Source organism: Congregibacter sp. (assembly GCF_047617445.1).
Classification (GTDB): domain Bacteria; phylum Pseudomonadota; class Gammaproteobacteria; order Pseudomonadales; family Halieaceae; genus Congregibacter.
This window is the reverse complement of sequence record NZ_JBLGBE010000052.1, coordinates 1-23,814: the sequence shown is the minus strand read 5'-3', so window position 1 is coordinate 23,814 and position 23,814 is coordinate 1. Positions and strand designations below refer to the sequence as shown.

Here is a 23,814-nt window from a genome sequence, read left to right as displayed (position 1 = left end):
AAAGCGATTGAGCCACCACCAGCGCCCACTGTGCGCACATCCACGGAAGGCGCTCGCACCCGCACATCACCCACAATCGTCTCTCGTCGCACTCGCGCCCGTGCATCCTGAATCAAAGCAACGTCAGTAGACGTACCCCCCATATCAAAGGTCAGGATGTCGCGAAATCCCGCACGTTCGCAGAAGTAAATCGCTCCAGCTACGCCCCCCGCAGGCCCGCTCATCAGCAAGTTCACCGGTGAAGCAGCCGCGGCACGAGCCGACGCCAAACCGCCATCGGAACGCAATATAGATAACTGTGCACCATCGCCAAGACGCTCCTCGAGTGCCTCCTGTAGATTGTTCACGTAGCGAGCCACCTCAGGACGCACATAGGAGTTGACGACAGTAGTTTCGGTACGCTCGTACTCCTGCATCTCTGGTACAACATCGCTGGAGACAGATATGGGCGTATCCCCGAAAATCTCTGCGGCAATAGCGGCAACCTGCCGCTCGTGCTCAGGGTTAATGTAAGAGTTGATAAGACAAATAGTCAGCGCCTCTACCTCACCCGTGTCGTGTAAGACTTGCAGGTCTCGCCGAAGCGCGGCCTCATCCACCGGCAGGACTATTTCGCCATCAGCCCCGATGCGCTCTGTAGCGCCAATAGTTAACTCTAAGGGCGCTAGCAGGGGGCTTTTTATAAAGCTCACCCAGCCACCCAGGCCTCCAGGACAGTAAGAGCGAGCAACCTGCAAGGTGTCTTCAAAACCCGCGGTAGTCACGAGTCCTACGCGAGCGCCTCGACCTGTAAGCACTGCGTTGGTGGCCACCGTAGTTCCGTGCATGACCAGCTCGATATCCCCGGGATTTACACCGGACTCCTCGCAGATTCGCGCGATACCGTTCAACACACCAATGGATGAATCCTCGGGCGTGGATGGAACCTTGGCCGTAAAGGTCTCACCGTTCTCTTCATTGAGAAGCAGGAAATCTGTGAACGTACCACCGACGTCTACACCTAGTCTGTAACTCATCCCTTGTCCTTCTGCTGTGTCAGGGCGCCGTTATCAATCAACGCCAAAAAGTTGTTCTTAAGCCGCGTTACGACTCAGCCAGTAATGCGCTCTTCCGCCCTGAGGCTGGCCGAGCATCTCACTAATCAAATCAACGACATTGAGTAAGGCCGGCATATCCACACCCGTCGCACATCCCATTTGCTCGCAGAGCATCACGACATCTTCGGTCGCCACATTACCTTTTGCTCCCGGCGCAAAGGGGCAGCCACCCAGCCCACCAATGGACGAATCAAAACGCCGTATGTCGCTCTCAAGGGCAGCATAGATATTCGCTAAGCCCAGTGCTCGAGTATCGTGAAAATGGCAGGCAAGTTTTGCGGCACCGTGCTCGTCACCCAAAGCCGTCATTAAATGCTTTACCTGCGAGGGATTCGCGGCGCCAATAGTGTCCGCAATCACCAACTCAGAAGCACCGTTGTCGATCAGCTGCGCCGCAAGTGCGCGAACGTAGCCGGGATCTACCAATCCCTCGAACGGGCATTCAAACGCAACCGCAAGGTAAGCCAGGACCCGTACGCCTTCGGCCCTGCCCCGCTCGATAACGGCCCTAGCCACCTGCATAGTTTCATCCATACTTAAGTTGATGTTCTTCTGGTTCATGGTTTCCGTCGCAGAAACTACGACAGCAACCGTATCCACGCCGGCATCGCAGGCAAGCTCATAGCCTTTCATATTCGGAACGAGCGCACTGAGCTGCGTGCCTGCGCGCTGCCCCAGCCGGCGCGCAAGATCGCCGGTGCCGGCCATCTGTGGAACCGCCTTAGGCGAGACAAAGCTACCCATTTCTATATGTTTAAGGCCCGCCACCAAGAGTGCTTCGACAAAGGCAAAGCGCTGCTCAAGACTAAGTTCAACATCCTGGCTTTGCAGGCCGTCTCGAGGACCCACTTCATTGATAATGACTCTGTCTGTCACACCAACGTCGCTCATGCCACGGCTCCCGTATCTCTAAGGTTCGCGAGCTGACTATCACTGTAGCCCAGTAAATCGCGAAGCACTGTCTCGGTGTGCTGACCAAGTAGCGGCGCCGGAGAAAAGCTTTCCTCATCGGTACGAGACAGTTTGATGGGGTTACCCGGACCCCGCGTACTGCCGCCCTCGGGATGACTGAGCTCCACTACCATATTGCGTGACAGCACTTGCTCATCCGACAGCGCCTCATCGAGCTGATTAACCTTAGCGCAGGGAATCCGTTTTTCGGTCAGTAGAGTCAGCCAGTGCTCAGAATTCTCTGCGCGAAGTATTTCCCCTAGACGTCGATCAATAAACTCTTTGTCTGCCAGTCTCGCCGGCTGGGTACGATATTTTTCGTCTCGAAACGCCGGCTCATCAATAACCTCTAACAGATTATCCCAAAAGCTATCGAAGATAACGGCAATGATGATGTGACCATCGGCGGTGGGATAGCTGTTGTAGGGGACGTGCACAAAGTGACTGTTTCCGATGGGATGGGGAACATCACCAGACAGAAAGTGCATGGTCGCCATGTAGTTAAGCATTGAGATCTGGCAATCCAGCATGGAGATGTCGACGTGTTGACCCAGACCGCTTTGCTCGCGCTCGTACAGCGCCGCAAGCACCCCCATCACACCGAACATTCCGCCCCCAAGGTCACCAATCGGAATACCGGATCTTGTAGGCTGCTGCGCGTCGTGCCCGGTGAGGGACATACCACCACCGATTGCCTGTACGACCTGATCAAACGCGGGGCGCTGATAATTGGGACCAGCCGAACCAAATCCCGAAATAGAACAGGTGATAATCTTTGAGTTGATCTTATTGAGATGCTCGAAGTCGATACCCAGTTTTCGCGTAACACCGGCACTAAAGTTTTCGATGACAATATCGCTATTGCGAACCAGGTCGTAGAACACTTCCAGCCCGGCCTGACTCTTGAGATCTACAGCGACACTCTGCTTGTTGCGATTCAGTGTTATAAAGTAGGCGCCCTGGCCCTTCAGCGAATTCCTGGGGTCGTTGGCAAGTAGCTTGCGCGTGCCCTCTCCCTTGAGAGGCTCAACCTTGATGGTCTCGGCACCGAGGTCGGCGAGGATCATCGCGCCGTAGGGCCCGGAGAGCATGTGGGTGAGATCGAGGACTCTCACTCCGCGAAGGGGTTTTGCCATGCGGTCACTCCTTAATATTGCACTGATGCCCGCAAGTTCGACAGCAACCTCGTTACCTGTTGCTCTACGAGTCCTCACGACACATTCAAATACGAAGCCCCAAACGCGGCGACCCCCAGATTGCTGCCTGAAAGCACCGCAAGAATCAGTCCAAGAATGGCAAAAATACCGTCATTACAGTTTTTTACTTTATTATCAATACATTAGAAATTTCGGCGGCTTATTGTTCAGGCGCTATTGTTGGCTCTATGGAGCACATATTATTCTTTATTGAAATAATATTTCATTATGAATAAAAAATCCATAACGAGCCCGTCGGGACAGATGCGATAAACCGAAGCGGTGCAACGACCAACAGCGTTGCCTGCACCGGCTTATCACAAGATACTGCAAGCGATAACTACGCAACCACAAGATCAGGGGAATTAAATGAGGGCAAAACTGCTGAAGTTAAGCGGTCCCGTACTGGTACTGAGCGTCGCCGTGGGAGCGGTGCTGCTCCTCAAGGCCACGGCGCCGGAACCGCAAACGGACGAAGCCCCGCCGCGCCCCGTCACCGTCTATACCCATCTCGCCGAGAGCAGTGACGCGGTACTGGACGTACACACCCAAGGTGAAGTGCGAGCGCGAACAATGATCAACCTTACGGCGCAGGTCAGCGGTCGCGTCATATCCGTGTCCCCGGAGTATATTGAGGGCGGGCGCTTCAGCCCAGACACAATCCTTTTGGAAATTGATGATGGCGACTATCGTCTGGCGCTGCGTGAAGCGGAGGCGGCTGTCGCTGCGGCAGAGCTCTCTGTTGAGCAGGCCCTGGCAGACGCCGACGTAGCCCGCAAGCAATTGCGCGACGTACCCAATGCCTCAGGCCTCTCGCTAAAGAAACCTCAGATTGCCGAAGCCAAAGCGCGTCGCGAAGCAGCGCTGGCGTCACTGGAGCTTGCCAAACTCAACCTTGAGCGCACCCACGTCAGACTACCCTTTGAAGGCCGGGTCACCCAAACTGATGTCCATATTGGCGAAGTGATCAACATCGGCTCTGCGCTGGCAGCCGTTTTTTCCACCGATCGCGTCCAGGTTCGATTACCACTAAACAACCGACAACTTTCTGCATTGGGGCTTCCTATCGGCTATGCCGCAGAGGCTGGTGCAGCGCCTATGGTCAACTTCACCGCTGACGTGGCTGGCACAACACAACATTGGACAGGACAGCTCGTGCGTATCGACGCTGCCGTGGACCCGAGCACCCGCTTGATTTATGCCACCGCTGAAGTCGAGGACCCCTATGGTGCAGGCCGATCTGAGCAGGGCATGCCCCTGGCGGTAGGACTGTTTGTAGAGGCTGAGATCACCGGCCGGCGTCTGGAGGATACGGTAAAAATTCCAAGCAAAGGTCTGCGCCCGGGCAACCAGTTGTTTGTTGTGGACTCCAGTGGATTGCTGGACATCCGCATCGCTAAAGTTGCCCACGCCACAGCGGAACACGCCATCATTAGCGAGGGCTTGCGCCCGGGAGAGCGGCTCATCGTGTCGGCTTTACGCAACCCCATTTCCGGCATGGCACTTTCCACCATTGATGAACGCCAATTCGCCGCGCGGGAATACTGATCATGGAGCGTCTTATTTCCTGGTGGGTACACAACCCTGTCGCGTCCAACCTTCTAATGGTGGGCATAGTGCTGGCTGGCATCATGGGTTTCATCACTATGGAGCGCGAGGCCTTTCCACAGGTTAAGCCCTATCAGGCAAACATCGAGGTTATCTGGCCCGGTGCCGCGCCCCAGGAGGTCGAAGAACAGATCATCTCGCGCATTGAGGATCGACTGAAGGATCTCGATCAGATCAATCACATTTATTCCACTGCTGTGGAAGGCATGGCTGAAATAACTGTCTCTACCTTCCCCGGCGTTGATATCAATGGCTTTCTCAATGACGTAAAGAATGCCGTGGACTCGGTTACCTCCCTCCCCCGTGATATCGAAAACCCTCGGGTACGCCGGAGCCAGTTCAAACAAGAGATGCTTCGCGTGGCAGTGCACGGCGATGTGAGCGAACGAGCACTCACGCGCCTCTCCGAAGACTTGCGTCGGGAAGTCGCCACCCTGCCCTGGGTGTCCACCATCGAGTTGTTCGGCACCCGTCGCGAGGAAGTGACAGTAGAACTATCTGAAGCCTCCATGCGGCAATACGCACTGTCCTTCGCCGAAGTGGCCGAGGCCATTCGCGGCAGCTCTATCAATCTCTCGTCGGGGCAAGTACGCACAGCAACAGGCGACGTGCAGATTCGCGCCCGCAATCTTGCCGATACCGAACAGGACTTCTCACAAATCATCATTCGACAGAGTGCCGACGGCGGTATCATTCGGGTTGGCGATGTTGCCCACGTCGTAGATGGCTTTGAGGACAATGAAATCCTCGCAACCATGAACGGCCAGTCCGCAGTTCTGCTTCAGGTGCAAAGCACTGACAACATGCAGGTGGTAAAGGCCAGCGAAGCGGTGCGCGCGTGGATGGACGACCGTCGCCCCAGCCTGCCCGAAGGCATTGAGCTGTCCATGTGGTTTGATACCGCTGACATCTACAGTGAGCGCATGGAACTCATTGGCAAGTCATCCTATCTGGGCCTCGGTCTGGTATTTCTCGTTCTGATTCTATCGCTTCGACCCCGGGTCGCGCTGTGGGTCACTGCCGGTATCGGCGTCGCCTTCGTCGGCACATTCGCCATCCTTCCGGTGAACGATGTATCGCTGAATATCATGTCGACCTTCGCGTTTTTACTGGTGCTCGGCATCGTCGTTGACGACGCGATTGTTGTCGGCGAAAGCATCCATCATCACGCGCACGAAATGGGTGGTGGCAGTGCCGCGGCAGTGCAGGGAGCCTATGCGGTTTCTCGCCCCGTGATTTTTGCCGTACTCACTACAATGATTGCCTTCGCGCCCTGGCTCTTTGTTTCCGGGGAGGCAGCGCAGGTCACCCGCCAGCTTTCGATCGTTATCACTGCGGCGCTGACCATCTCGCTCATTGAGGCCTTCCTGATCCTACCGTCTCACCTACGTAATCTATCCCATCGAACGAACCTCAAGGGTTTAGCCCTGCGCCAGCAGCGCATCGAGCACAGCATCACGGGGTTTGCACGACGCATTTACCAACCCATTTTGCGCTGGTCTATTGAGCGTCGCTACCTCACGACCAGCGCTTTCATCGGTGCCTTCATGATCGCTATTGGCTTGTTTAGCACGGGATGGGTGAAGTTCTATTTCATGCCACAGGTTGAGAGCCCGCAGATTGTGGTCGATGTAAAACTTCCGCCCGGAACCTCCTATGAGCGTGCACTTAGCGTCCTCGACCAACTGCAGGCGGCAGAACGCACTCTTGTCGAGGAAGTAGAGGCCAACGCGCGTGCAACCGGCGAAGGCACCGGCAAACTCATTGAAGGTTGGTACACCCGGTCCCGCAGGGATAGCGTGATTGCGATCGTAAAACTGGCACCAGCGGAGGTTCGGGATCTATCTGCTCGAGAGACCGCGGAACGCCTGCGCACACTGGTGGGCGACATTCCCGACGCCGACGAGATTCAGGTGAATTACACCCTCAACGACAATGGCGCTGATATCACCTACCTACTGAGGCATCGTGATGGCGACGCGCTTACCGCCGCATCCAAGGAGTTACAGGCAAAAATCAGTAGCTACAATGGCGTGCTTGACGTGCGGGACAGCCAGCAGGGGGAGACCGACGAGATTGTTTTGAGCCTCAAGCCGGGTGCCGAGACTCTCGGTATTCGACTTGCGGATGTTTCTCGTCAAGTGCGCCAAGCGTACTTTGGAGAAGAGGTTCAACGCCTCCCCCGAGCAAATGGTGACGTAAAAGTCATGGTGCGTTATCCCACAGAAGCGCGACGCACGCTGTCTAGCCTGAGCAACTTTCGAGTACGCACCTCGGACGGCCGGGAAGTCCCTCTATTCGCCATTGCAGATGTTGAACTCCAGGGCGGGGTACAGCGTATTCAGCGCCGGGATGGCAACCGCGTTGTCTATGTGAGGGCCGACCTTGAACAAGACCTTATCAGCGACATCAAACGCGACATCGATGAGACCTATCTTGACGAGCTACAAGCACGGCACCCCGGACTCGTAATCCTCAAGGGAGGCGCTCAGGAAGAAGAAGATCAGTTTATTAACGAGATCGCCTCACTCTATGCTATCGCTTTGTTTGCGATGTATGCACTCATCGCGATTGCGTTTCGATCCTACTGGCTCCCCTTGTTAATCATGACTGCGATTCCGTTTGGCTTTATGGGTGCCATCTTCGGGCACCTGATTTTTGCTACACCACTGGCCCTGTTCTCATACTTTGGTATCGGTGCTGCTGCAGGAGTCGTCGTCAATGACAACCTTGTACTAGTGGACTACATCGGACGACTCCGCGACCAGGGAAAGAGCACCTTCGAAGCCATATTAGATGCCGGCGTGAATCGCTTTAGACCGATATTACTCACCACGGTAACCACCTTTGTGGGCCTGATCCCCATCATGGCGGAGCGCAGCACTAACGCGCAGTTTCTTAAGCCGGCGGTACTGTCGCTCTCATTCGGTGTGCTCTTTGCTCTGTTCGTAACGCTGTTACTGGTGCCCTGTCTCTATCTGATCGGAGAAGATGTGGCAAAAGCGATGGGCATAGCTCGCCAGCGGTTTTGGCCTGGGGGAGATGTCAAGGTAGAACCAGAGACCGTGAGCTAATCACGGCACAAGGGTTAAAGAACAAAAAGAGCCGCGTTAAAACGCGGCTTTTTTTGCTCACTCGAACTTCAGATACCTATCCGTGAGTTTATCAATTGACCAGGAGTCCGGGCGCTGGCTCGGCGGATACTTCTCGAAGGTCATGAGAAACTGCTGCATCACTGCACCGCCCATATACATTTGAGCCGCTTTATCTAAATACCAGTCCCAATAAGTATTGGAATTGTGATCCGCGCGCTCATAGGGATCTCGACGAAGATGGAAGAGCTTCGGAAGTCTCAGCGTTACAAAGGGCTCTGTCCAGAGCGCCAGGGTCTTAGCCCGATTTTCGGCATACACTGATTTCCAATCGCCAAAACGCACCGCGACGGGCGCTCCGATATCATTAATGTATACGAAACTCTTCCGCGGACCTTGCTCGACCTCTCCCGTTAGATAGGGCAAAAAGTTGTACCCATCCAAGTGAAGTTTTGCAGTCTTACTGCCTACTCTTGTGCCCTTTAGAAGCTCTGCTTTCAGCTCAGTCTCGCCTGCCGCGGCAGCCAGAGTCGGCATCCAGTCCAAATGCGACATTATTTCCGTCGATACCTGTCCTGGCGGTATTACTGTGGGCCAACGAACCATCGCCGGGACTCGGTAAGCCCCCTCCCAGTTGGAGTTCTTCTCGCTCCGAAAGGGCGTAATGCCAGCGTCAGGCCAGGTGTTGTAGTGCACACCATTATCCGTGGAGTAAATAACGATAGTGTCTTCTGCAATATCGAGGCTGTCGAGTTGATCCAGCAGCGAACCCACAAGCTCGTCATGCGCGACCATCACGTCATTGTAGACGCCCTGCCCGGACTTCCCCTTGTGCTTGTCGGCACGATGCGTTCTAAAGTGCATGCCCGTGGTATTCACCCAAACGAAAAATGGCTTGTCCTCAGCAACGCTGCGGTCAATAAAAACGCGCGCTGCGTCGGCAAACTCCTCGTCAGCCGTTTCCATACGCTTGCGGGTGAGCGGCCCTGTATCTTCGATACGACCATCGGCATAGGAGCGAATAACGCCTCGGGGACTGAAGCGCTGCTGAAACCACGCCTCTTCGGGGTAGTCCTCGTCTTCTGGCTCTTCCTCCGCATTCAAGTGATAGAGATTGCCAAAAAATTCGTCAAAGCCATGATTCGTCGGCAGAAATTCATCCTTGTCACCCAAGTGATTTTTTCCGAACTGCCCAGTCGCGTAACCCTTGGTCTTCAGCACCTCAGCAATGGTGATATCGCGATCCTGCAGTCCCAACGTGGCGCCGGGCTGCCCAACCTTGGACAGCCCCGTGCGCAACGGTGACTGACCAGTGATAAAGCTTGAGCGTCCCGCGGTGCAGCTTTGGTCTCCGTAGTAGTCAGTAAAACGAATACCCTCATCGGCGATTCGATCAATATTGGGAGTGCGGTATCCCATGATCCCATCACCGTAGGCACTGATATTGGTAATACCGATGTCGTCGCCCCAGATGACGAGAATATTCGGTTGATCCGCTGCCTGACCGGCGCCCGTAAAAACCATTAGGGCAGCGGCTCCCAGTAAAACTCGAATTCGCGCGACACTGTACACAGCACTCTCCTTTCTTATTAAATTTTCGTGGAATGTTCTAAACAGCTATTCGGTGTTTGCCGAATTCGTTAAATACTTACTGCTGCTGTGCCTGAAATTGGGTCAGTTGTTCGGGGCTCGCTTCCTTTTGATGGCGCGCCTTCCATTCGGTATAAGGCATACCATAAACACGCTCTCGCGCAACTTCATAGTCAACGCTAACACCCTTCTCTTTCGCTGCCGTCACGTACCACTTGGATAAACAGTTACGACAAAAACCTGCAAGATTCATCAGGTCAATATTCTGCGCCTGCTTGTTGGCATCCAAATGCTCCAAGAGACGTCGAAACACCGCCGCCTCGATATCTGCACGAACGCCCTCCGGGGCGAGGTCTAAATGCTCATCAATACTACTCAATGCTGCTCTCCTACCGTACGTTGTTGATCAAAAACGAGCTTCACCCTATCGCCCCCCAGCTCCCGACGCAATTCCTCCAGCAATTCTTCACTCGGTGAGACACGCCATTGCTGCCCCAGTAACAACGACGCACTCTGGCGCCCCTGGTGATAGCGCAAACGCACGGGGCATTGCCCAGGCGCGGTGGAGAGAAGCTCTCGAAGAAACTCGCGGAAACGGTCATTTACCTCCGCTGCATCTACATGAATTGTCAGGCCAGAAGCCAATCGCGCTCGCTCATCTGCCAGGCTATGCAAAGCCGACACGCGCATCACGGTCGCGCCGCTCCGATCATCTTGAGAGAGACGCCCCTCGGCTATCACAATCTGATCTTTAACCAACAGTTCACGGTATTGCTGATACACCTCGGAATAAGCCGTTGCCTCCAATCGCGCACTACGATCATCCAATACAAAGACGGCCATTGAGCCGCGCGCACTCTTCATGGCCCGCATACTCAGGATAAGTCCTGCCACACGGCAGTTACCTCGATTGTCGGGACGCAGATCGGCGAGACGCTGGGGCACAAAGCGTCGTATCTCGTCTTCACAGCTATCTATGGGATGCCCCGTGACATACAGACCCAGCGTATCCCGCTCCCCCTGAAGTCGCTCGCGATCGGTCCAGGGCCGAATGTGCCGTAGCTCCGCGTACGGGTCTCCCTGTTCCCGGCTCGCCTGGACAGTTTCGCCAAAGAGGTCAACCATACCTGCATCGCGGTTAGCGGCATTCTGCTCGGCAGCGCGCAGTGCATCATCGATACCACCGAGGAGTATCCAACGATCCGTACCCAGAGAATCAAACGCGCCGCTACGTACCAAAGCCTCCAGCGCCTTCCGATTGAGTTTTCTTGAGTCCGTTCTAGCGCAAAAATCAAACAGGTCATGGAAGGGTCCGTGCTCCTCACGACTCTCAAGGAGACCCGAGACCGGCCCTTCACCCAGCCCCTTGATAGCCCCGAGGCCATAGACGATTTCACCCGCCTCACTCACGGTGAACATATAGCGCCCCTCATTTACATCGGGGAGACGCACGCTCAATCCCATGCGCCGACACTCTTCAATGAACACGACAATCTTGTCGGTATTATCAAGCTCCGAACTCATAACCGCCGACATAAACGCAGCGGGATAATGGCTCTTTAACCAAGCGGTCTGATATGACACCAATGCATAGGCGGCCGAGTGCGATTTGTTAAAGCCGTAACCGGCAAATTTTTCCACCAGATCAAATAGCTTGGTAGCAAGATCAGCATCGACTCCTTTATCCGCAGCACCTGCTGCAAAAACAGAACGCTGCTTGGCCATTTCCTCGGCGTTCTTTTTACCCATGGCGCGACGCAAAAGGTCCGCACCGCCCAAGGTATATCCCGCCAGAATCTGCGCAATCTGCATCACCTGTTCTTGATACAGAATGATGCCGTAGGTGGGCTCCAAGACCGGCTTCAACAATTCATGCTGATAATCCGCATCAGGAAACGATACTTTTTCGCGACCGTGTTTTCGATCAATAAAATTGTCGACCATTCCAGATTGCAAAGGACCCGGTCTGTAGAGTGCAACAAGGGCAATAATGTCTTCAAAGGAGTCTGGGCGAAGTCGCGCGATCAACTCTTTCATCCCCCGGGATTCGAGCTGGAATACCGCGGTTGTCTCCGCCGAACGCAATAGTTCGAAGGAGGCATAATCATCCAGGGGAATCTGACTGATATCCACGGGCGGCTCATCCCGACTCGCCCGAATCTCGTTAATCATCTTCTGTGCCCAGTCGATGATTGTAAGTGTGCGCAGACCCAGGAAATCAAACTTAACAAGACCTGCGTCTTCCACATCGTTCTTATCAAACTGCGTGACAAGTCCTGCGCCTTCGCCATCACAGTACAGCGCAGAAAAGTCCGTAAGCTCCGACGGTGCAATAACAACACCACCGGCATGCTTTCCGACATTACGGGTTATGCCTTCGAGCTGAACGGCCATATCCCAAATTTCCTGGGCTTCACCATCGTCGCGAAGAAATTGCTGGAGGCTCTCTTCTTGCTCAATCGCCTTCTGTAATGTCATCCCCACTTCAAAGGGAATCATTTTCGACAGCCTGTCTCCGAGACCATAGGACTTACCTTGCACCCGCGCGACATCGCGAACCACCGCCTTGGCGGCCAAGGTACCAAAGGTAATAATCTGGGAAACAGCCTCGCGACCGTAGCGCTCGGCAACGTAATCGATCACCTCGTCTCGCCGTTCCATACAAAAATCGACATCAAAGTCAGGCATGGAAACCCGTTCAGGGTTCAGAAAGCGCTCAAACAGCAGTTCATATTCCATGGGGTCGAGATCGGTAATCGACATCGAGTAGGCCACGAGAGAACCTGCACCGGACCCTCGTCCGGGACCCACGGGAATACCGCGCTCCTTGGCCCAGCGAATAAAGTCCATAACGATGAGGAAGTAGCCGGGAAAGCCCATGGAAACAATCGTGTCCAGCTCGAAGTCCAGACGCGCTCGATACTCCTTTTCAAGCTGCTGCGAATTCTCACGATTGTGAATCTGCAGTGACAGCAAACGCTCATCCAAGCCTTGATGCGCACTTTCACGAAAAAACGTGTCCATGGTCATGCCTTCAGGAACGGGATACTCCGGCAGACACACTCGTCCAAGCTCCATTTCCATAGAGCAGCGTCTCGCGATGGCGACGGTGTTCTCCAGGGCCTCCGGTATATCTTCAAACAGTTCCTGCATCTCTTTCGTAGAACGAAGGTATTGCTCTTCGCTGTAACGACGCTGCCGACGGGGATCATCAAGTACGCGACTTTCCGCGATGCATACCCTTGCCTCATGAGCCTCGAACTCGCTCGCCGCGATAAAACGCACGTCGTTGGTTGCAACAACCGGACACCCGTACTGTGCTGCTAGATCCAGGGCCGCATGCACGTGCTCCTCGTCACCCACACGCCCCGTACGGTGTAACTCCAGATAAAAACGCCCAGGGAAGACGGCGAGGCAGCGCTCGATGCGCTGTCGTGCGAGATCAGGCTTTTCGTTCACTAGCGCCTGACCTACCTCACCGGCCGCGCCGCAAGACAGTGCTAGAAGGCCATCACCCGCCTCTCTCAACCATTCCCAGAGTACTCGCGGCCCATCATGCGTCTGCCCCTCACGATAGGCCCGAGACAGCAGCCGTGTGAGATTTAGATAACCTGTGGGATTCATCACGAGCAAACAAAGTGGATGTGCGTCGTCGTCCTTCAAGGTATCGGTCACCCAGACATCAGCACCAAAAATGGGTTTTACACCGGCGTTTACCGCGGCTTTGTGAAACTTGATCAGACCGTAAAAATTGCAGACGTCGGTGACAGCAACAGCCGGCATCTCCAGCTCTGCAACACGAGCTGCTAGATCCTTAATTCGAACAAGGCCGTCCTTTAGCGAATACTCGCTATGGACACGTAGATGGACAAACTCCGACAAGCGTTAATCTCCTCTGATCACGGCGCGCACCGGCGCGAAGCTGCGACGGTGTAAAGGGCTCACACCATGTTCTTGTAGTGCAGCAAGGTGTGCAGCCGTGGGATAACCTTTATGGGCATTAAAGCCGTACATGGGCCACTGTTCGTGCTGCTCACACATGTAGCGATCTCTAGCCACTTTGGCAACTATAGATGCGGCTGCTATCTGCGGGACTCGCGAATCGCCTTTTATCACAGCAATGCTGGGGTAGCTCCAACGAGGCAGCTGCCTACCATCCACCAAAACCAGGTCCGGTGTCATTCCAAGGGCATCCACCGCACGCCACATCGCGAGCAAGCTGGCCTCCAGAATATTAATATCATCAATCTCCTGAGCTGTAGCACGCCCCAAGGCGACACCCCGGGCGCGCAGATACAGCTGCTCGGACAAGACTTCGCGACGCTTAGCAGTCAGCTTTTTGGAATCGGCCAGGCCTTCTATGTGATCACTGCTATCCAATACCGCCGCAGCGGCCACGACATCACCTGCCAGGGGGCCGCGACCAACTTCATCCACACCTACGATACAAGCATCGGCGGGCAGTTTTGCAATTTCGGCCTCCCAATCACTCAGTGGCATCAGACCGGCTCTCGTGGCTCAAGTAACGCGCCTAGCGCCTCGCCTGCAGCGGAGTCAAAATCGCGCTCCAAAGCCCGCAGAGACGGCTGCAGCTGAGTCACCTGCTCACTTCCGTGAGCCAACAGAATCTCCGCTTCCAGTGCAAGAGCCGCGGGGGACAAAGCATCCTGCAACAACTCAGGCACCACCGATCTGCCAGCAAGAATATTGGGCAAACCGACAAAAGGCGTCACCGCAAGCCGCGACATAAGTGCCCAGGATGTTTTGGCAACACGATAGGCAATAACCATGGGTCGTTGCAGGAGCATAGCTTCAAGCGTCGCGGTCCCCGACGCGAGGACCACGACGTCCGCCGCAATCATCGCGTCCCGGGAACGACCTTTCAGCAATCGCACTTCAGACTCTGCACCCGCTTCGCGCAACAGCTCGCGACACTGCTCAAGGCGCGCCTCGTTTGCGGCGGGCATAAGAAGCTGACGCCTCGGATCTCGGCTACGTAGCAAACGCCCGGCATCAATCAGACAACGCGCCAATTGCCCCACTTCACTGCTGCGACTCCCCGGCAGCAGCGCCACCACAACTGCATCGGCCGCGATTCCCAAATCGCGGCGCACAGAATCTCTCGTGGGAACATTCCTCAACTCAGCCACGAGAGGATGCCCGACAAAGGTCGTAGACAGCGGCACATCCTTGTATAGAGGTGGCTCAAAGGGAAACAAGCACAGCAGACTGTCCACCGACCGAGCGACGGTGTGCACGCGCCCCTGCCGCCAGGCCCACACCGTCGGGCTCACCAACTGTGCAGTGCGAAGCCCACCCTTACGCAGACGCCGCGCTAATCCAAGGTTAAAGTCCGGTGCATCAATGCCTAAAAAGAAGGCCGGAGGTGACTCGCTCCAGCGGGTAAACAGTTCACGACGAATACGCAGCAATTCTGGCAATCGCCCGAGAGGTTCAATCAAACCCATGACGGCGAGACGCTCCATGGGATAGAGGCTATTAAAACCCTCCGCCTGCATCGCCTCCCCGCCAACACCTTCAATCACAAACTCCTGGTCCGGAAACCGAGCGCGCAAAGATCGAATAAGTCGACTACCCAATAGATCGCCGGAGCTCTCTCCTGCGACCATGGCGATACGCAGGATATCGCCCGAGCATGTGCGTAAATCTGGGCTGGAACCGTTCAGGGCTTTAGCGGACGATACCGCGCTCGGAAGCGCGAATAGAGTCAATGAGAACTTTAACCTCTGGCGTGTCGCTCAACATTGTCTCAAGACGCTGTATTGCAATATCCAGGGTGAGGTTCTGGCGATAGAGGATTTTAAATGCACGGCGCAACTGACTCACGGCGGAGTCCGAAAATCCCCGTCGGCGCAAACCTTCTGTGTTGATGGTTTTTGCTTCCGCCGGCGACCCGGAAACCGTTACATAAGCAGGAACATCCTTGCCAATAGCGGTCTGCATTCCGCTGAAACTATGTTGGCCGATCCGACAGAATTGGTGTACCAGGGTATATCCGCTGAGAATAGCCCAATCGTCGACGCACACATGGCCCGCCAGGGCCACGTTGTTCACTAATATGGTGTGGTTACCAATCACACTATCATGGCCTATATGCGCATAGGCCATGATCAGATTGTCATTACCTATGATGGTCTCACCCCGGTCCTGAACGGTCCCGCGGTGAATGGTAACGCCTTCACGGATGGTGTTGCGTTCACCGATCGTCAGCCGGGTAGGCTCATCACGATACTTGAGGTCCGGCGTGGCCTCCCCCACCGATGCAAACTGGTAGATATGTGTGCCTGTGCCAATTTTGGTGGGTCCCTTGATGACAACATGGGACTCAATAATACAGCCCTGCTCGATCTCTACTCCGTCACCTATGTAGGTCCAGGGCCCAATGTGGGCCCCCTCGGCGACTTTCGCCCCAGGCTCAACGATAGCCTGTGGGTGGATCATGCGGGACGATCAGCGCAAAGAATCGTGGCGGAAGCGCAGCGCTGGCCATCGACTTCGGCTTGTACGGCAAATTTCCAGATGCCTCGCTTCTCGCCCATTATTTGAGCGTGAAGATAGACCCGGTCCCCGGGAACGCAGGGTCGCTTAAAGCGCAGTTTATCGGCGCCTACAAACATGTAGATCGACCCGTCCGCAGGGGTTTTTTGCATGGTTTTGAAACCAAGAATGCCCGCGGCCTGGGCCATAGCTTCTAATAACAGCACACCGGGAAAAACAGGGTTTCCCGGAAAGTGTCCGTCAAAAAAAAGCTCGTTAATGCTTAGATTTTTGTAAGCGACGATGGACTTGCCGGGCACAAGCTCTACAACGCGATCGACCAACAAAAAAGGGTATCGGTGAGGGAGGTGCTCTCGGATATCCGATATATCCATCAGACAGTCATTGTTCAAGTCCGTAGTACCTCTTGTTATTAATCGCTAGTCGTCGTCGCTGACCGCCTCACCCAGCGCATCCAACTTGGCCTCAAGTTTCACCAGACGCCGCTGCATGGCGTCAAGTTGACCAAAGCGAACGGCATTTTTACGCCATTGACGGGTCGCCTCTAGTGGCGTTCCCGATGAATAGTTGCCAGGTTCATCGACCTTTCTGGCCACTTTCGCCTGACCAGTAAAGTGCGCATTGTCGCAAATCTTGAGATGACCGGATACTCCGACCTGTCCGGCAAATGTACAATCTTCACCGATAACCGAGCTTCCAGCCATACCTACGCAGCCAGCAATAGCGGTGCGACGACCGATGACACAGTTGTGGGCGATGTGGACCTGATCGTCGATGATCACGTCATCTGCGATCACCGTATCGTCCAGAGCACCACGATCGATAGTCACACCAGCGCCAATATCAACACGGTCACCGATGCGAACGCTGCCTAATTGACTGATCTTTTCCCAGCCGTCGGTACGCCGGGCAAAGCCAAAACCATCGGCTCCGATGACACTATTGGCATGCACCACACAGTCATCGCCCAGAACAACCCCGTGGTACAACACAACGCCAGGCCACAGGCGACAATTGTCCCCCAGAGTGACACCACGACCGACATAAGCCCCGGGGCTTAATACAACGTGCTCACCCAGCACAGCGTCTGCCTCTACACAGGCGCCGGGCCCAATGCTGGCTGAAGCAGGCACCGTGACAGACGGATCAACAAATGCGCCGGGGTGAATACCTAAGGGCGGTGCTGGTAGAGTGTCGAAAAACGCTGAGATTTGCGCGTAAGCAAGATACGGGTCGGCTACGCAAAGAGCAGGTACCGGGCTCTGGGCTTGCCAATCAGGCTTAACAATGACACAGGCCGCCCGACAATCCTTCAACGCGTCCAGATAGCGGGACTCAGAAACAAATGCCAAGTCCCGAGACCCTGCACGGCCCAACGGCGCTATGCCATCGAGCTCAATCCCCACATCGTCGGAATCCGCCTCACATCCTAAATGTGCTGCCAATTCGCCGAGGGTCACCATGCTTAGAGTCTAGTTTGCCGCGGAGAGCTGGTTGAGCTTATCCGTGACCTTGGCGGTGATGCTATAGCCTGGGTCTGCGTGGATAACCGAAGTCCGCTGAAGCAGCAAGCCAATACCTTCCGTGGCAATAAGCTCACGGAGTACTTCCTGCACCATAGGTGACATTTCCTGCAACAAGGCCTGCCCGGTTGCCTGCTCGGCCTGCTGCAGTTTGCCGCTCACATGCTCCAGGTCGGCCTGCTTGCTGGCCAGCCGACGACGCGAGCTGTCCTGTTGCTCCTGACTCATCACAGCCGCATCTTTCTGAAACTCTCTCACAAGCTTGTCCAGCTCTTCCCGAAGCCGGTCAAACTCGTCTTTATCGGCCTTGTAACCTTCTTCGTTACGCACACCGTCAAGACGCTGCTGCGCCGCATCAGACTGCAAAATTGCCGCCTGGAGATCCACGACAGCAACCTTACCCTGAGCGAGTACACCCAGTGGGGTCATAGCAATACCGAGGGCAAGAATGGCTAGAAACTTCTTGGTCACAACAATTACTCCTTGGAGAAAAAAACTAGAAACTTTGTCCCAGAGTGAACTGGAATACTTCTTCACGATCGATTTCGGACGCGTTCAGAGGCTTAGCAATAGCAAAGGTGAGAGGACCAAAGCCACTCAACCACGTCACACCGATACCGGCAGAATAGCGCAGTTCTGCCGCATCGAAATCAAAACAATTGGGCTGATTAATACCGCATCGATTATTAAACACGTTGCCCACATCGATAAAGAATGCCGAGCGAACGCGGCTGCGATCCTTGAGGAAAGGCAGTGGGAACAGAAGCTCCGCGCTGCCCTCGACTAATACGTTACCGCCAAAAGGCGCTGCACGACGGTTTTGTTGGAACGTCTCGAATTCGATTTTCCCGGTCTCAGGGTTTAACTGGTAGCCGAACTCCCGACCATCGGGGCCACCCACTTCGGTGGGTGAGCCATTCTCATCAATCGCCGTGACGGGCTGATCGACGGAATAAATACTTGGAGGGGTACTTCGCGGTCCCAGCGTGTTGACCTCAAAACCTCTAACTGAGCCAAAGCCCCCGGCAAAAAAGTGCTCATAGAAAGGCAATTCGGTGGTTTTTCCGTAGCCATCCCCGTAGCCCAGCTCGGATCTGAAGTGCACAATCCAGTCATTCTTGATGGGGTAAAAGACTTCGCCGCGATAAGTCAGCTTATAAAACTCGAGATCCGACCCCGGCATGGACACTTCCAGAGCAACAGACTGCGCTGAGCCTCGCGTGGCCATCTGGCCTCGGTTGAGCGTCGAAGAGCTCCAGCTAGTGGTAATCGTCCAGTTCAGATAAGAATCACCGTTCTCGTCAAGAAAACCCAGTTCCGGCGGAATCGTCAGTGCACTGAGAGGCAGGTCTTCCAGCGGCTGGGTAACCTCTGGCGCAGCAAAGCTTCCGTCGGCCAGCTGGGTGCTTTCGTAGAAATTCTCAACGCCTTGCAAGAGTCGAGGACTTGCCTTGATCTCTTGCACCGCAAAGCGACCCGCAGTGATATCTGTTTTCGCCAAACCAAAACTGAAGCCCAAGCGAGCGGTCTCTTTAATGGGATACCCGAAGTTTATCGCACCGCCCCAGGTGTCTGTTGTATAGCTGGCGACGTTGACTTCAGCCAGATCAGTAGAGCGGAAGAAGATGTTGAAACCACGGCTCACACCGTCCTCGGTGTAGTAAGGATTGGTGTAGCTAAAGTTGTATAAGTCCTGAAACTGCGAAGACGACAAGTTAATGCCCACGCGTTTCCCTGTGCCTAGAAAATTGTTCTGCTGCAAATTGAGGCTCAGAATCAGGCCTGCTTGTTGCGCGAAACCAAGGCTCGCGCCGATGCTTCCTGAGGTTTGTTCTTCCACCGTAAATTCAACGTCAATGAGGTCGTCGTGTCCGGGTACTTCCGGTGTCTCTACCTCGGCTTGGCTAAAAAAGCCTAATCGCTGAAGTCGAACACGTGATTGCTCAATGGCAGAGGCAGAGGCAGGAGCGCTCTCCATTTGGCGCATCTCACGACGGAGCACGCTATCCGCCGTTCTCGTATTGCCTTTAAAGCTAATGCGTCGCACATAGGTGCGCTTCCCCGGATCCACGAAGAATTTAATCGCCACCGTATTATCTTCTTCGTTCATCTCTGGGATGCCGGTGACCTTGGCAAAGTTATAGCCCTCGTTCCCCAATCGGCGCGTCAGATATTCCTCGGTAGAGGTGACCAACACCTGTGAAAAAGTCTGCCCATCGCGCACGAGTACAAAGCGCCGCAAGTCCGACTCGGGCAGAACCAAATCCCCCGACAAATCGACTTCACTAACCGTAAACTTCTCTCCCTCGGTGACGTTGGCCGTGATGTAGACCTCTTCTTTACTTGGCGAGACCGATACCTGGGTAGAATCGATAGCGAACTGAAGGTAACCTCGATCCATGTAGTAGGACGTTAGCTTTTCCAAATCGCCCGTAAGTTTTTCCCGGGAATACTTATCATCGTTGGTAAAAAAGGATAGTAAGCCGGTGGTCTTGAGCTCGAAGAGCTCCTTGAGGTCTTCGTCACTGTAGACCTTGTTACCCACGACGTTCACGTGCTTGATCGCGGCGACGGTGCCTTCGTCTACATCAATGTTGATGGCAACCCTGTTCCGTGGTTCAGGGATCACTTCGGCGTCAATAGCAGCATCGTAACGCCCTTGGATGACATACTGCCGCTGAAGTTCGAGCTGCATCCCTTCCAGGGTAGAGCGCTGAAATACCTGACCCACAGACAGACCCGCACCCTTCAAACCGTCTAACAAGGCTTCGGTCTCAATAGCCTTGTTACCTCCAATGGTGATCTCACTGATACTGGGGCGCTCTGCAACCACGACCACTAAAACGCTACCGTCGCGACCAATACGAATATCGTCAAAGTTGCCGGTAGCAAAGAGTGAGCGCGCTGCACTGCGGATAGAGGCACTATTCGCGACATCGCCAACGCCAATAGGCATAGACGCAAACACCGAGCCCGCAGCAATGCGCTGAAGCCCCTCAACACGAATATCGGATACCACGAAACCCTGAGCTGACACTGGCTGGGGCGCACCGGCAGTAGCCTGGGCCGGCTCCTGTGCTGCAACGGCGCCAGACATAAGCGCAACAAACCAGCAAACGATAAAGGCCACCACTCGCCGACCACGGGCGCTGTCCGGCGTCTGGTGAGAGGAGGCGAATCTATCTCTAGCAGCCAAGACTTCCAAAGTTTTGTTAGTTACTTTCGTCAAAGTTATATCTGCCATGCGCCTCGACGCTCAGCTAATCTCCCTTGCGCATTAGGACAGGCGCGAAAAATCGTTATAAAGCGCGAACACCATGAGGCTGACGACTAGCAACAGCCCCACCTGGTAACCCACCATCTGTACACGCTCCGGCACCGGCTTACCCACCACGAGCTCAATGCTGTAGTACAGCAAATGGCCACCATCTAGCACAGGTATAGGCAGGAGATTCAGTACGCCGAGGCTGACGCTCAGCAGCGCAAGAAAACCGATGTAGGACTCCAGACCCGACTTGGCCGAAGCGGTCGCCACTTTAGCAATGGTGATGGGGCCACTCAAGTTTTTCGGCGAGATTAAGCCCTGAACCATCTTAATCATAGAGTTAGCCGTAAAACTCACCATTTCACCCGTGCGCTGCGCTCCTGCACCGAGTGCCTCGAGTGGGCCACGATGGAACTCCCGGCGCTGGCTTTCTGGCATTTCAGGTAAGGCAACGCCCACACCCACGCGACCTATGGCTTCACCCTCGGGCGTAGTGGACTCCTCAGGGGTAAGCATCAATTCGAGCTCACGGCCATCTCTTTGGAGTAGCACAGACATACGCTCACCAGGTCTGGAACGCACGTAATCAACCCAGTTTTCCCAAAGCTCCATGGGCACGCCATCGGTCGACAGGATTCTGTCGCCGGCTTTCAAGCCCGCTCGTTCCGCCGGGCTGTTTGGCACGATTTCATCCAACAAAGGGACAATAGGCGGCATAAACAGTGTAAGACCAAGACCCGCCAACAGCCTTGGCTCGTCGTCCCCTGCCAACCAGCGATTCAACTGCCCCTCAGACTCATAGACCACATCGGAGTCCGGGTAACGAACAGAAAAAAGAATAGAACCGCTGTCACCAATACGCTCAAGCAAGCGGAAAGACACGGCTTGCCAGGTCGGTGTTGCGCGGCCATCAATAGAGACAATTTCCTGCCCTGGCTCCAGTCCTGCCACTTCTGCGACAGATCCCGTCTCTACCGCACCGATTACCGGGGCATAGCCAGTCTCACCGGCCATAAACAAAGCCCAGTACGCGACAATCGCCAAGACAAAATTCGCCAAAGGACCGGCGGCAACCACCGCTATTCTCGACAAGACGGGCTTTCGATTAAACGCAAGATGCAACTCACCGGGGTCCACATTCCCTTCGCGCTCATCAAGCATCTTGACGTAGCCGCCCAGAGGAATGGCAGCAATGACATACTCAGTGTCTAGCGAATCTCGCCAGCGCAGCAACGGCTTGCCAAAGCCAATGGAAAAGCGCAGCACCTTCACACCGCAGCGACGGGCGACCCAAAAGTGCCCGAACTCGTGCACCCCAACAAGCACAGCAAGCGTCGCGAGAGTGATGCCTACGCTATACAGAATATCTATCAAACCTTAACTGCTCCTGCGCTTACCCTGATAGGGCTCGCTTCCTGCTGATGGCTTTTCAAAGCCGGTAGCTCTTAACATACTGATCGGCAAAAGCACGTGCCTGCCGATCCACTTCTTCGACCTCAGCGAGGCTCCGGGGTTCAATAAGCGGCAAACCGGCGAGGCTCGCCTCGATCACAGCTGCGATATCGACAAAACTAATCTGGCCTTCCAGAAAAGCGGCCACCGCTATTTCATTGGCCGCGTTACACACCGCCATGGCGCTACCGCCGTTAGCTATGCACTCCCTGGCAATACGCAAGCAGGGAAACAAGGCCATATCCGGAGGTTCAAAATCGAGTCGCGCCGCAGCCAATAGATCCAGCGCCTTAACACCACCGTCTATGCGCTCAGGCCAAGCCAGAGAGCAAGCGATCGGAGTCCGCATATCAGGCTCGCCGAGTTGCGCCAGTACCGACCCGTCGGCATAACGCACCAGCGAGTGGACAATACTCTGGGGATGCACCACTACTTCAACCTGGCTTTCGGGCAAACCAAACAGCCAACAAGCCTCCGCAAGTTCGAGGCCTTTATTCATCAAGCTCGCGGAATCCACAGAAATTTTGCGACCCATATCCCAGTTGGGATGTGCGCAGGCCTGCGCGGGAGTAACCTGCGCGAGAAACTCACGGCTTTTGCCGCGAAACGGTCCACCAGAAGCTGTAAGAATAAGCCCGGACACCCCTGCGAGCTGCGGACGGGCCCGGGAGTCTGCCGGCAGACACTGAAAAATAGCGTTGTGTTCGGAATCGACAGGTAGCAGTGTTGCGCCACCCTCTTCCACCGCGCGCATCAAAAGACTACCTGCTGTCACCAACGCCTCTTTATTCGCCAGCAGCAAACGCTTGCCAGCGCGCGCTGCCGCCATCGCCGAGGCCATACCAGCAGACCCGACGATCGCAGCCATCACGATATCCACATCGGGATGCGCTGCGATTTCTTCAAGCGTGGAGGTGCCTGCCAGCACTTCAGTATCCAGAGCAGTGTCAGACGCCACGCGCTTGGCGAGCCTCGCTGCTGCGACATCGTCAGTGAGGAGCACGTACCGAGGACGATACTGACGGCATTGCTCGAACACAATGTCCACTGAACCGCGAGCGGCGAGCGCGAAAATTTCGTATCGATCCGGGTGACGTGAAAGCACATCGAGCGTGTTAACGCCTACAGACCCACTGGAACCCAGTACGGCAACTCTCTGTATTGTCGAAGCACTGCTGACGGTCATCAAAAGCCGACCATGAGCAGACCCAGGGCAAAGGTCGGCGTAGCCGCACAGAGACTATCCAGGCGATCAAGAATCCCACCATGCCCGGGCAGCAGACTGCTTGAGTCTTTTACACCGCCGACACGCTTCACCATGCTCACGGTCAAATCGCCCAGCACGGAGGCGAATGCGGTTAGCAACGCCACCACTAAAATGGCTACGAGGCTAAGGTGGTCAAAGCGCCCCGGAAGCAGACTCCAAATCACGACGCTTAGAATCGCTACCGCCAACACGCCTCCCCAGAAGCCTTCCCAGGTTTTCCCCGGACTCACTTGCGGAGACAATGCATGTCGACC

18 protein-coding genes are annotated in these 23,814 nt (G+C 55.1%); 2 read left to right on the top strand and 16 right to left on the bottom strand.

Annotation, left to right across the window (positions count from 1 at the left end):
- The 3 genes from ACI9KD_RS12020 to ACI9KD_RS12010 form a co-directional block, all read right to left on the bottom strand.
- Positions 1 to 1,016 (bottom strand): hydantoinase/oxoprolinase N-terminal domain-containing protein (locus tag ACI9KD_RS12020; protein WP_414981411.1); only part of this gene is annotated, 1,016 nt, incomplete at its 3' end.
- Positions 1,017 to 1,073: 57 nt separating this feature from the next.
- On the bottom strand, positions 1,074 to 1,988 hold the full coding sequence (locus ACI9KD_RS12015) for a hydroxymethylglutaryl-CoA lyase (protein WP_414981410.1): 915 nt from the start codon (positions 1,986 to 1,988) through the stop codon (positions 1,074 to 1,076).
- On the bottom strand, positions 1,985 to 3,184 hold the full coding sequence (locus tag ACI9KD_RS12010; RefSeq protein WP_414981409.1) for a CaiB/BaiF CoA transferase family protein: 1,200 nt from the start codon (positions 3,182 to 3,184) through the stop codon (positions 1,985 to 1,987). The genes ACI9KD_RS12015 and ACI9KD_RS12010 overlap by 4 nt, the downstream gene beginning before the upstream one ends.
- A gap of 429 nt (positions 3,185 to 3,613) precedes the next feature.
- On the opposite strand from ACI9KD_RS12010, the gene ACI9KD_RS12005 reads away from it, so the two are divergent.
- A complete protein-coding gene (locus tag ACI9KD_RS12005) occupies positions 3,614 to 4,792 on the top strand; it encodes an efflux RND transporter periplasmic adaptor subunit (protein WP_414981408.1) in 1,179 nt (392 codons plus the stop codon).
- 2 nt (positions 4,793 to 4,794) lie between these two features.
- A complete protein-coding gene (locus ACI9KD_RS12000; protein WP_414981407.1) occupies positions 4,795 to 7,926 on the top strand; it encodes an efflux RND transporter permease subunit in 3,132 nt (1,043 codons plus the stop codon).
- 57 nt (positions 7,927 to 7,983) lie between these two features.
- On the opposite strand, the gene ACI9KD_RS11995 is transcribed toward ACI9KD_RS12000, so the two are convergent.
- The 13 genes from ACI9KD_RS11995 to ACI9KD_RS11935 all read right to left on the bottom strand — a co-directional run.
- On the bottom strand, positions 7,984 to 9,468 hold the full coding sequence (locus ACI9KD_RS11995; RefSeq protein WP_414981415.1) for an arylsulfatase: 1,485 nt from the start codon (positions 9,466 to 9,468) through the stop codon (positions 7,984 to 7,986).
- A gap of 124 nt (positions 9,469 to 9,592) precedes the next feature.
- Positions 9,593 to 9,913 carry a DUF1244 domain-containing protein gene (locus ACI9KD_RS11990; protein WP_414981406.1) on the bottom strand — a complete coding sequence of 107 codons (321 nt, stop codon included), beginning with the start codon at positions 9,911 to 9,913 and terminating at the stop codon, positions 9,593 to 9,595.
- Positions 9,910 to 13,416: a DNA polymerase III subunit alpha gene (dnaE, locus tag ACI9KD_RS11985; RefSeq protein WP_414981405.1), complete on the bottom strand. Its 3,507-nt coding sequence runs from the start codon at positions 13,414 to 13,416 to the stop codon at positions 9,910 to 9,912. The genes ACI9KD_RS11990 and dnaE overlap by 4 nt, the downstream gene beginning before the upstream one ends.
- 3 nt (positions 13,417 to 13,419) lie before the next feature.
- Entirely contained in the window at positions 13,420 to 14,034 is a 615-nt protein-coding gene (gene rnhB, locus ACI9KD_RS11980; protein ID WP_414981404.1) for a ribonuclease HII, read from the bottom strand.
- Positions 14,034 to 15,266 (bottom strand): lipid-A-disaccharide synthase, encoded by a 1,233-nt coding sequence (gene lpxB / locus ACI9KD_RS11975; protein WP_414981403.1) that lies wholly within the window; start codon positions 15,264 to 15,266, stop codon positions 14,034 to 14,036. The genes rnhB and lpxB overlap by 1 nt, the downstream gene beginning before the upstream one ends.
- Positions 15,226 to 15,996, bottom strand: coding sequence for an acyl-ACP--UDP-N-acetylglucosamine O-acyltransferase (gene lpxA / locus ACI9KD_RS11970; protein WP_414981402.1), 771 nt, complete (start codon positions 15,994 to 15,996; stop codon positions 15,226 to 15,228). Before lpxA ends, lpxB begins: the two co-directional genes overlap by 41 nt.
- Positions 15,993 to 16,430: a 3-hydroxyacyl-ACP dehydratase FabZ gene (fabZ, locus tag ACI9KD_RS11965; protein WP_414981414.1), complete on the bottom strand. Its 438-nt coding sequence runs from the start codon at positions 16,428 to 16,430 to the stop codon at positions 15,993 to 15,995. Before fabZ ends, lpxA begins: the two co-directional genes overlap by 4 nt.
- A 42-nt stretch (positions 16,431 to 16,472) precedes the next feature.
- Positions 16,473 to 17,516 carry a UDP-3-O-(3-hydroxymyristoyl)glucosamine N-acyltransferase gene (lpxD, locus tag ACI9KD_RS11960; protein WP_414981401.1) on the bottom strand — a complete coding sequence of 348 codons (1,044 nt, stop codon included), beginning with the start codon at positions 17,514 to 17,516 and terminating at the stop codon, positions 16,473 to 16,475.
- 9 nt (positions 17,517 to 17,525) lie between these two features.
- Entirely contained in the window at positions 17,526 to 18,047 is a 522-nt protein-coding gene (locus ACI9KD_RS11955) for an OmpH family outer membrane protein (RefSeq protein ID WP_414981400.1), read from the bottom strand.
- A 25-nt stretch (positions 18,048 to 18,072) separates the two neighbouring features.
- Positions 18,073 to 20,673 carry an outer membrane protein assembly factor BamA gene (gene bamA, locus ACI9KD_RS11950; RefSeq protein ID WP_414981413.1) on the bottom strand — a complete coding sequence of 867 codons (2,601 nt, stop codon included), beginning with the start codon at positions 20,671 to 20,673 and terminating at the stop codon, positions 18,073 to 18,075.
- Positions 20,674 to 20,853: 180 nt separating this feature from the next.
- The gene (gene rseP, locus ACI9KD_RS11945; protein ID WP_414981412.1) at positions 20,854 to 22,212 is read right to left on the bottom strand and encodes an RIP metalloprotease RseP; all 1,359 of its coding nucleotides are present in this window, start codon (positions 22,210 to 22,212) and stop codon (positions 20,854 to 20,856) included.
- 58 nt (positions 22,213 to 22,270) lie between these two features.
- On the bottom strand, positions 22,271 to 23,479 hold the full coding sequence (locus ACI9KD_RS11940) for a 1-deoxy-D-xylulose-5-phosphate reductoisomerase (RefSeq protein ID WP_414981399.1): 1,209 nt from the start codon (positions 23,477 to 23,479) through the stop codon (positions 22,271 to 22,273).
- Positions 23,479 to 23,814 (bottom strand): phosphatidate cytidylyltransferase (locus ACI9KD_RS11935; RefSeq protein ID WP_414981398.1); only part of this gene is annotated, 336 nt, incomplete at its 5' end. The genes ACI9KD_RS11940 and ACI9KD_RS11935, both read right to left, overlap by 1 nt.

Coding starts and splice junctions, on each gene's coding strand:
- bamA (WP_414981413.1), bottom strand. CDS start 20,673: ATGTCTGGCGCCGTTGCAGCACAGGAGCCGGCCCAGGCTACTGCCGGT.
- lpxA (WP_414981402.1), bottom strand. CDS start 15,996: ATGATCCACCCACAGGCTATCGTTGAGCCTGGGGCGAAAGTCGCCGAG.
- ACI9KD_RS11940 (WP_414981399.1), bottom strand. CDS start 23,479: ATGACCGTCAGCAGTGCTTCGACAATACAGAGAGTTGCCGTACTGGGT.
- ACI9KD_RS12015 (WP_414981410.1), bottom strand. CDS start 1,988: ATGAGCGACGTTGGTGTGACAGACAGAGTCATTATCAATGAAGTGGGT.
- rnhB (WP_414981404.1), bottom strand. CDS start 14,034: ATGCCACTGAGTGATTGGGAGGCCGAAATTGCAAAACTGCCCGCCGAT.
- ACI9KD_RS12000 (WP_414981407.1), top strand. CDS start 4,795: ATGGAGCGTCTTATTTCCTGGTGGGTACACAACCCTGTCGCGTCCAAC.
- lpxD (WP_414981401.1), bottom strand. CDS start 17,516: ATGGTGACCCTCGGCGAATTGGCAGCACATTTAGGATGTGAGGCGGAT.
- ACI9KD_RS11995 (WP_414981415.1), bottom strand. CDS start 9,468: ATGGTTTTTACGGGCGCCGGTCAGGCAGCGGATCAACCGAATATTCTC.
- ACI9KD_RS12005 (WP_414981408.1), top strand. CDS start 3,614: ATGAGGGCAAAACTGCTGAAGTTAAGCGGTCCCGTACTGGTACTGAGC.
- ACI9KD_RS12010 (WP_414981409.1), bottom strand. CDS start 3,184: ATGGCAAAACCCCTTCGCGGAGTGAGAGTCCTCGATCTCACCCACATG.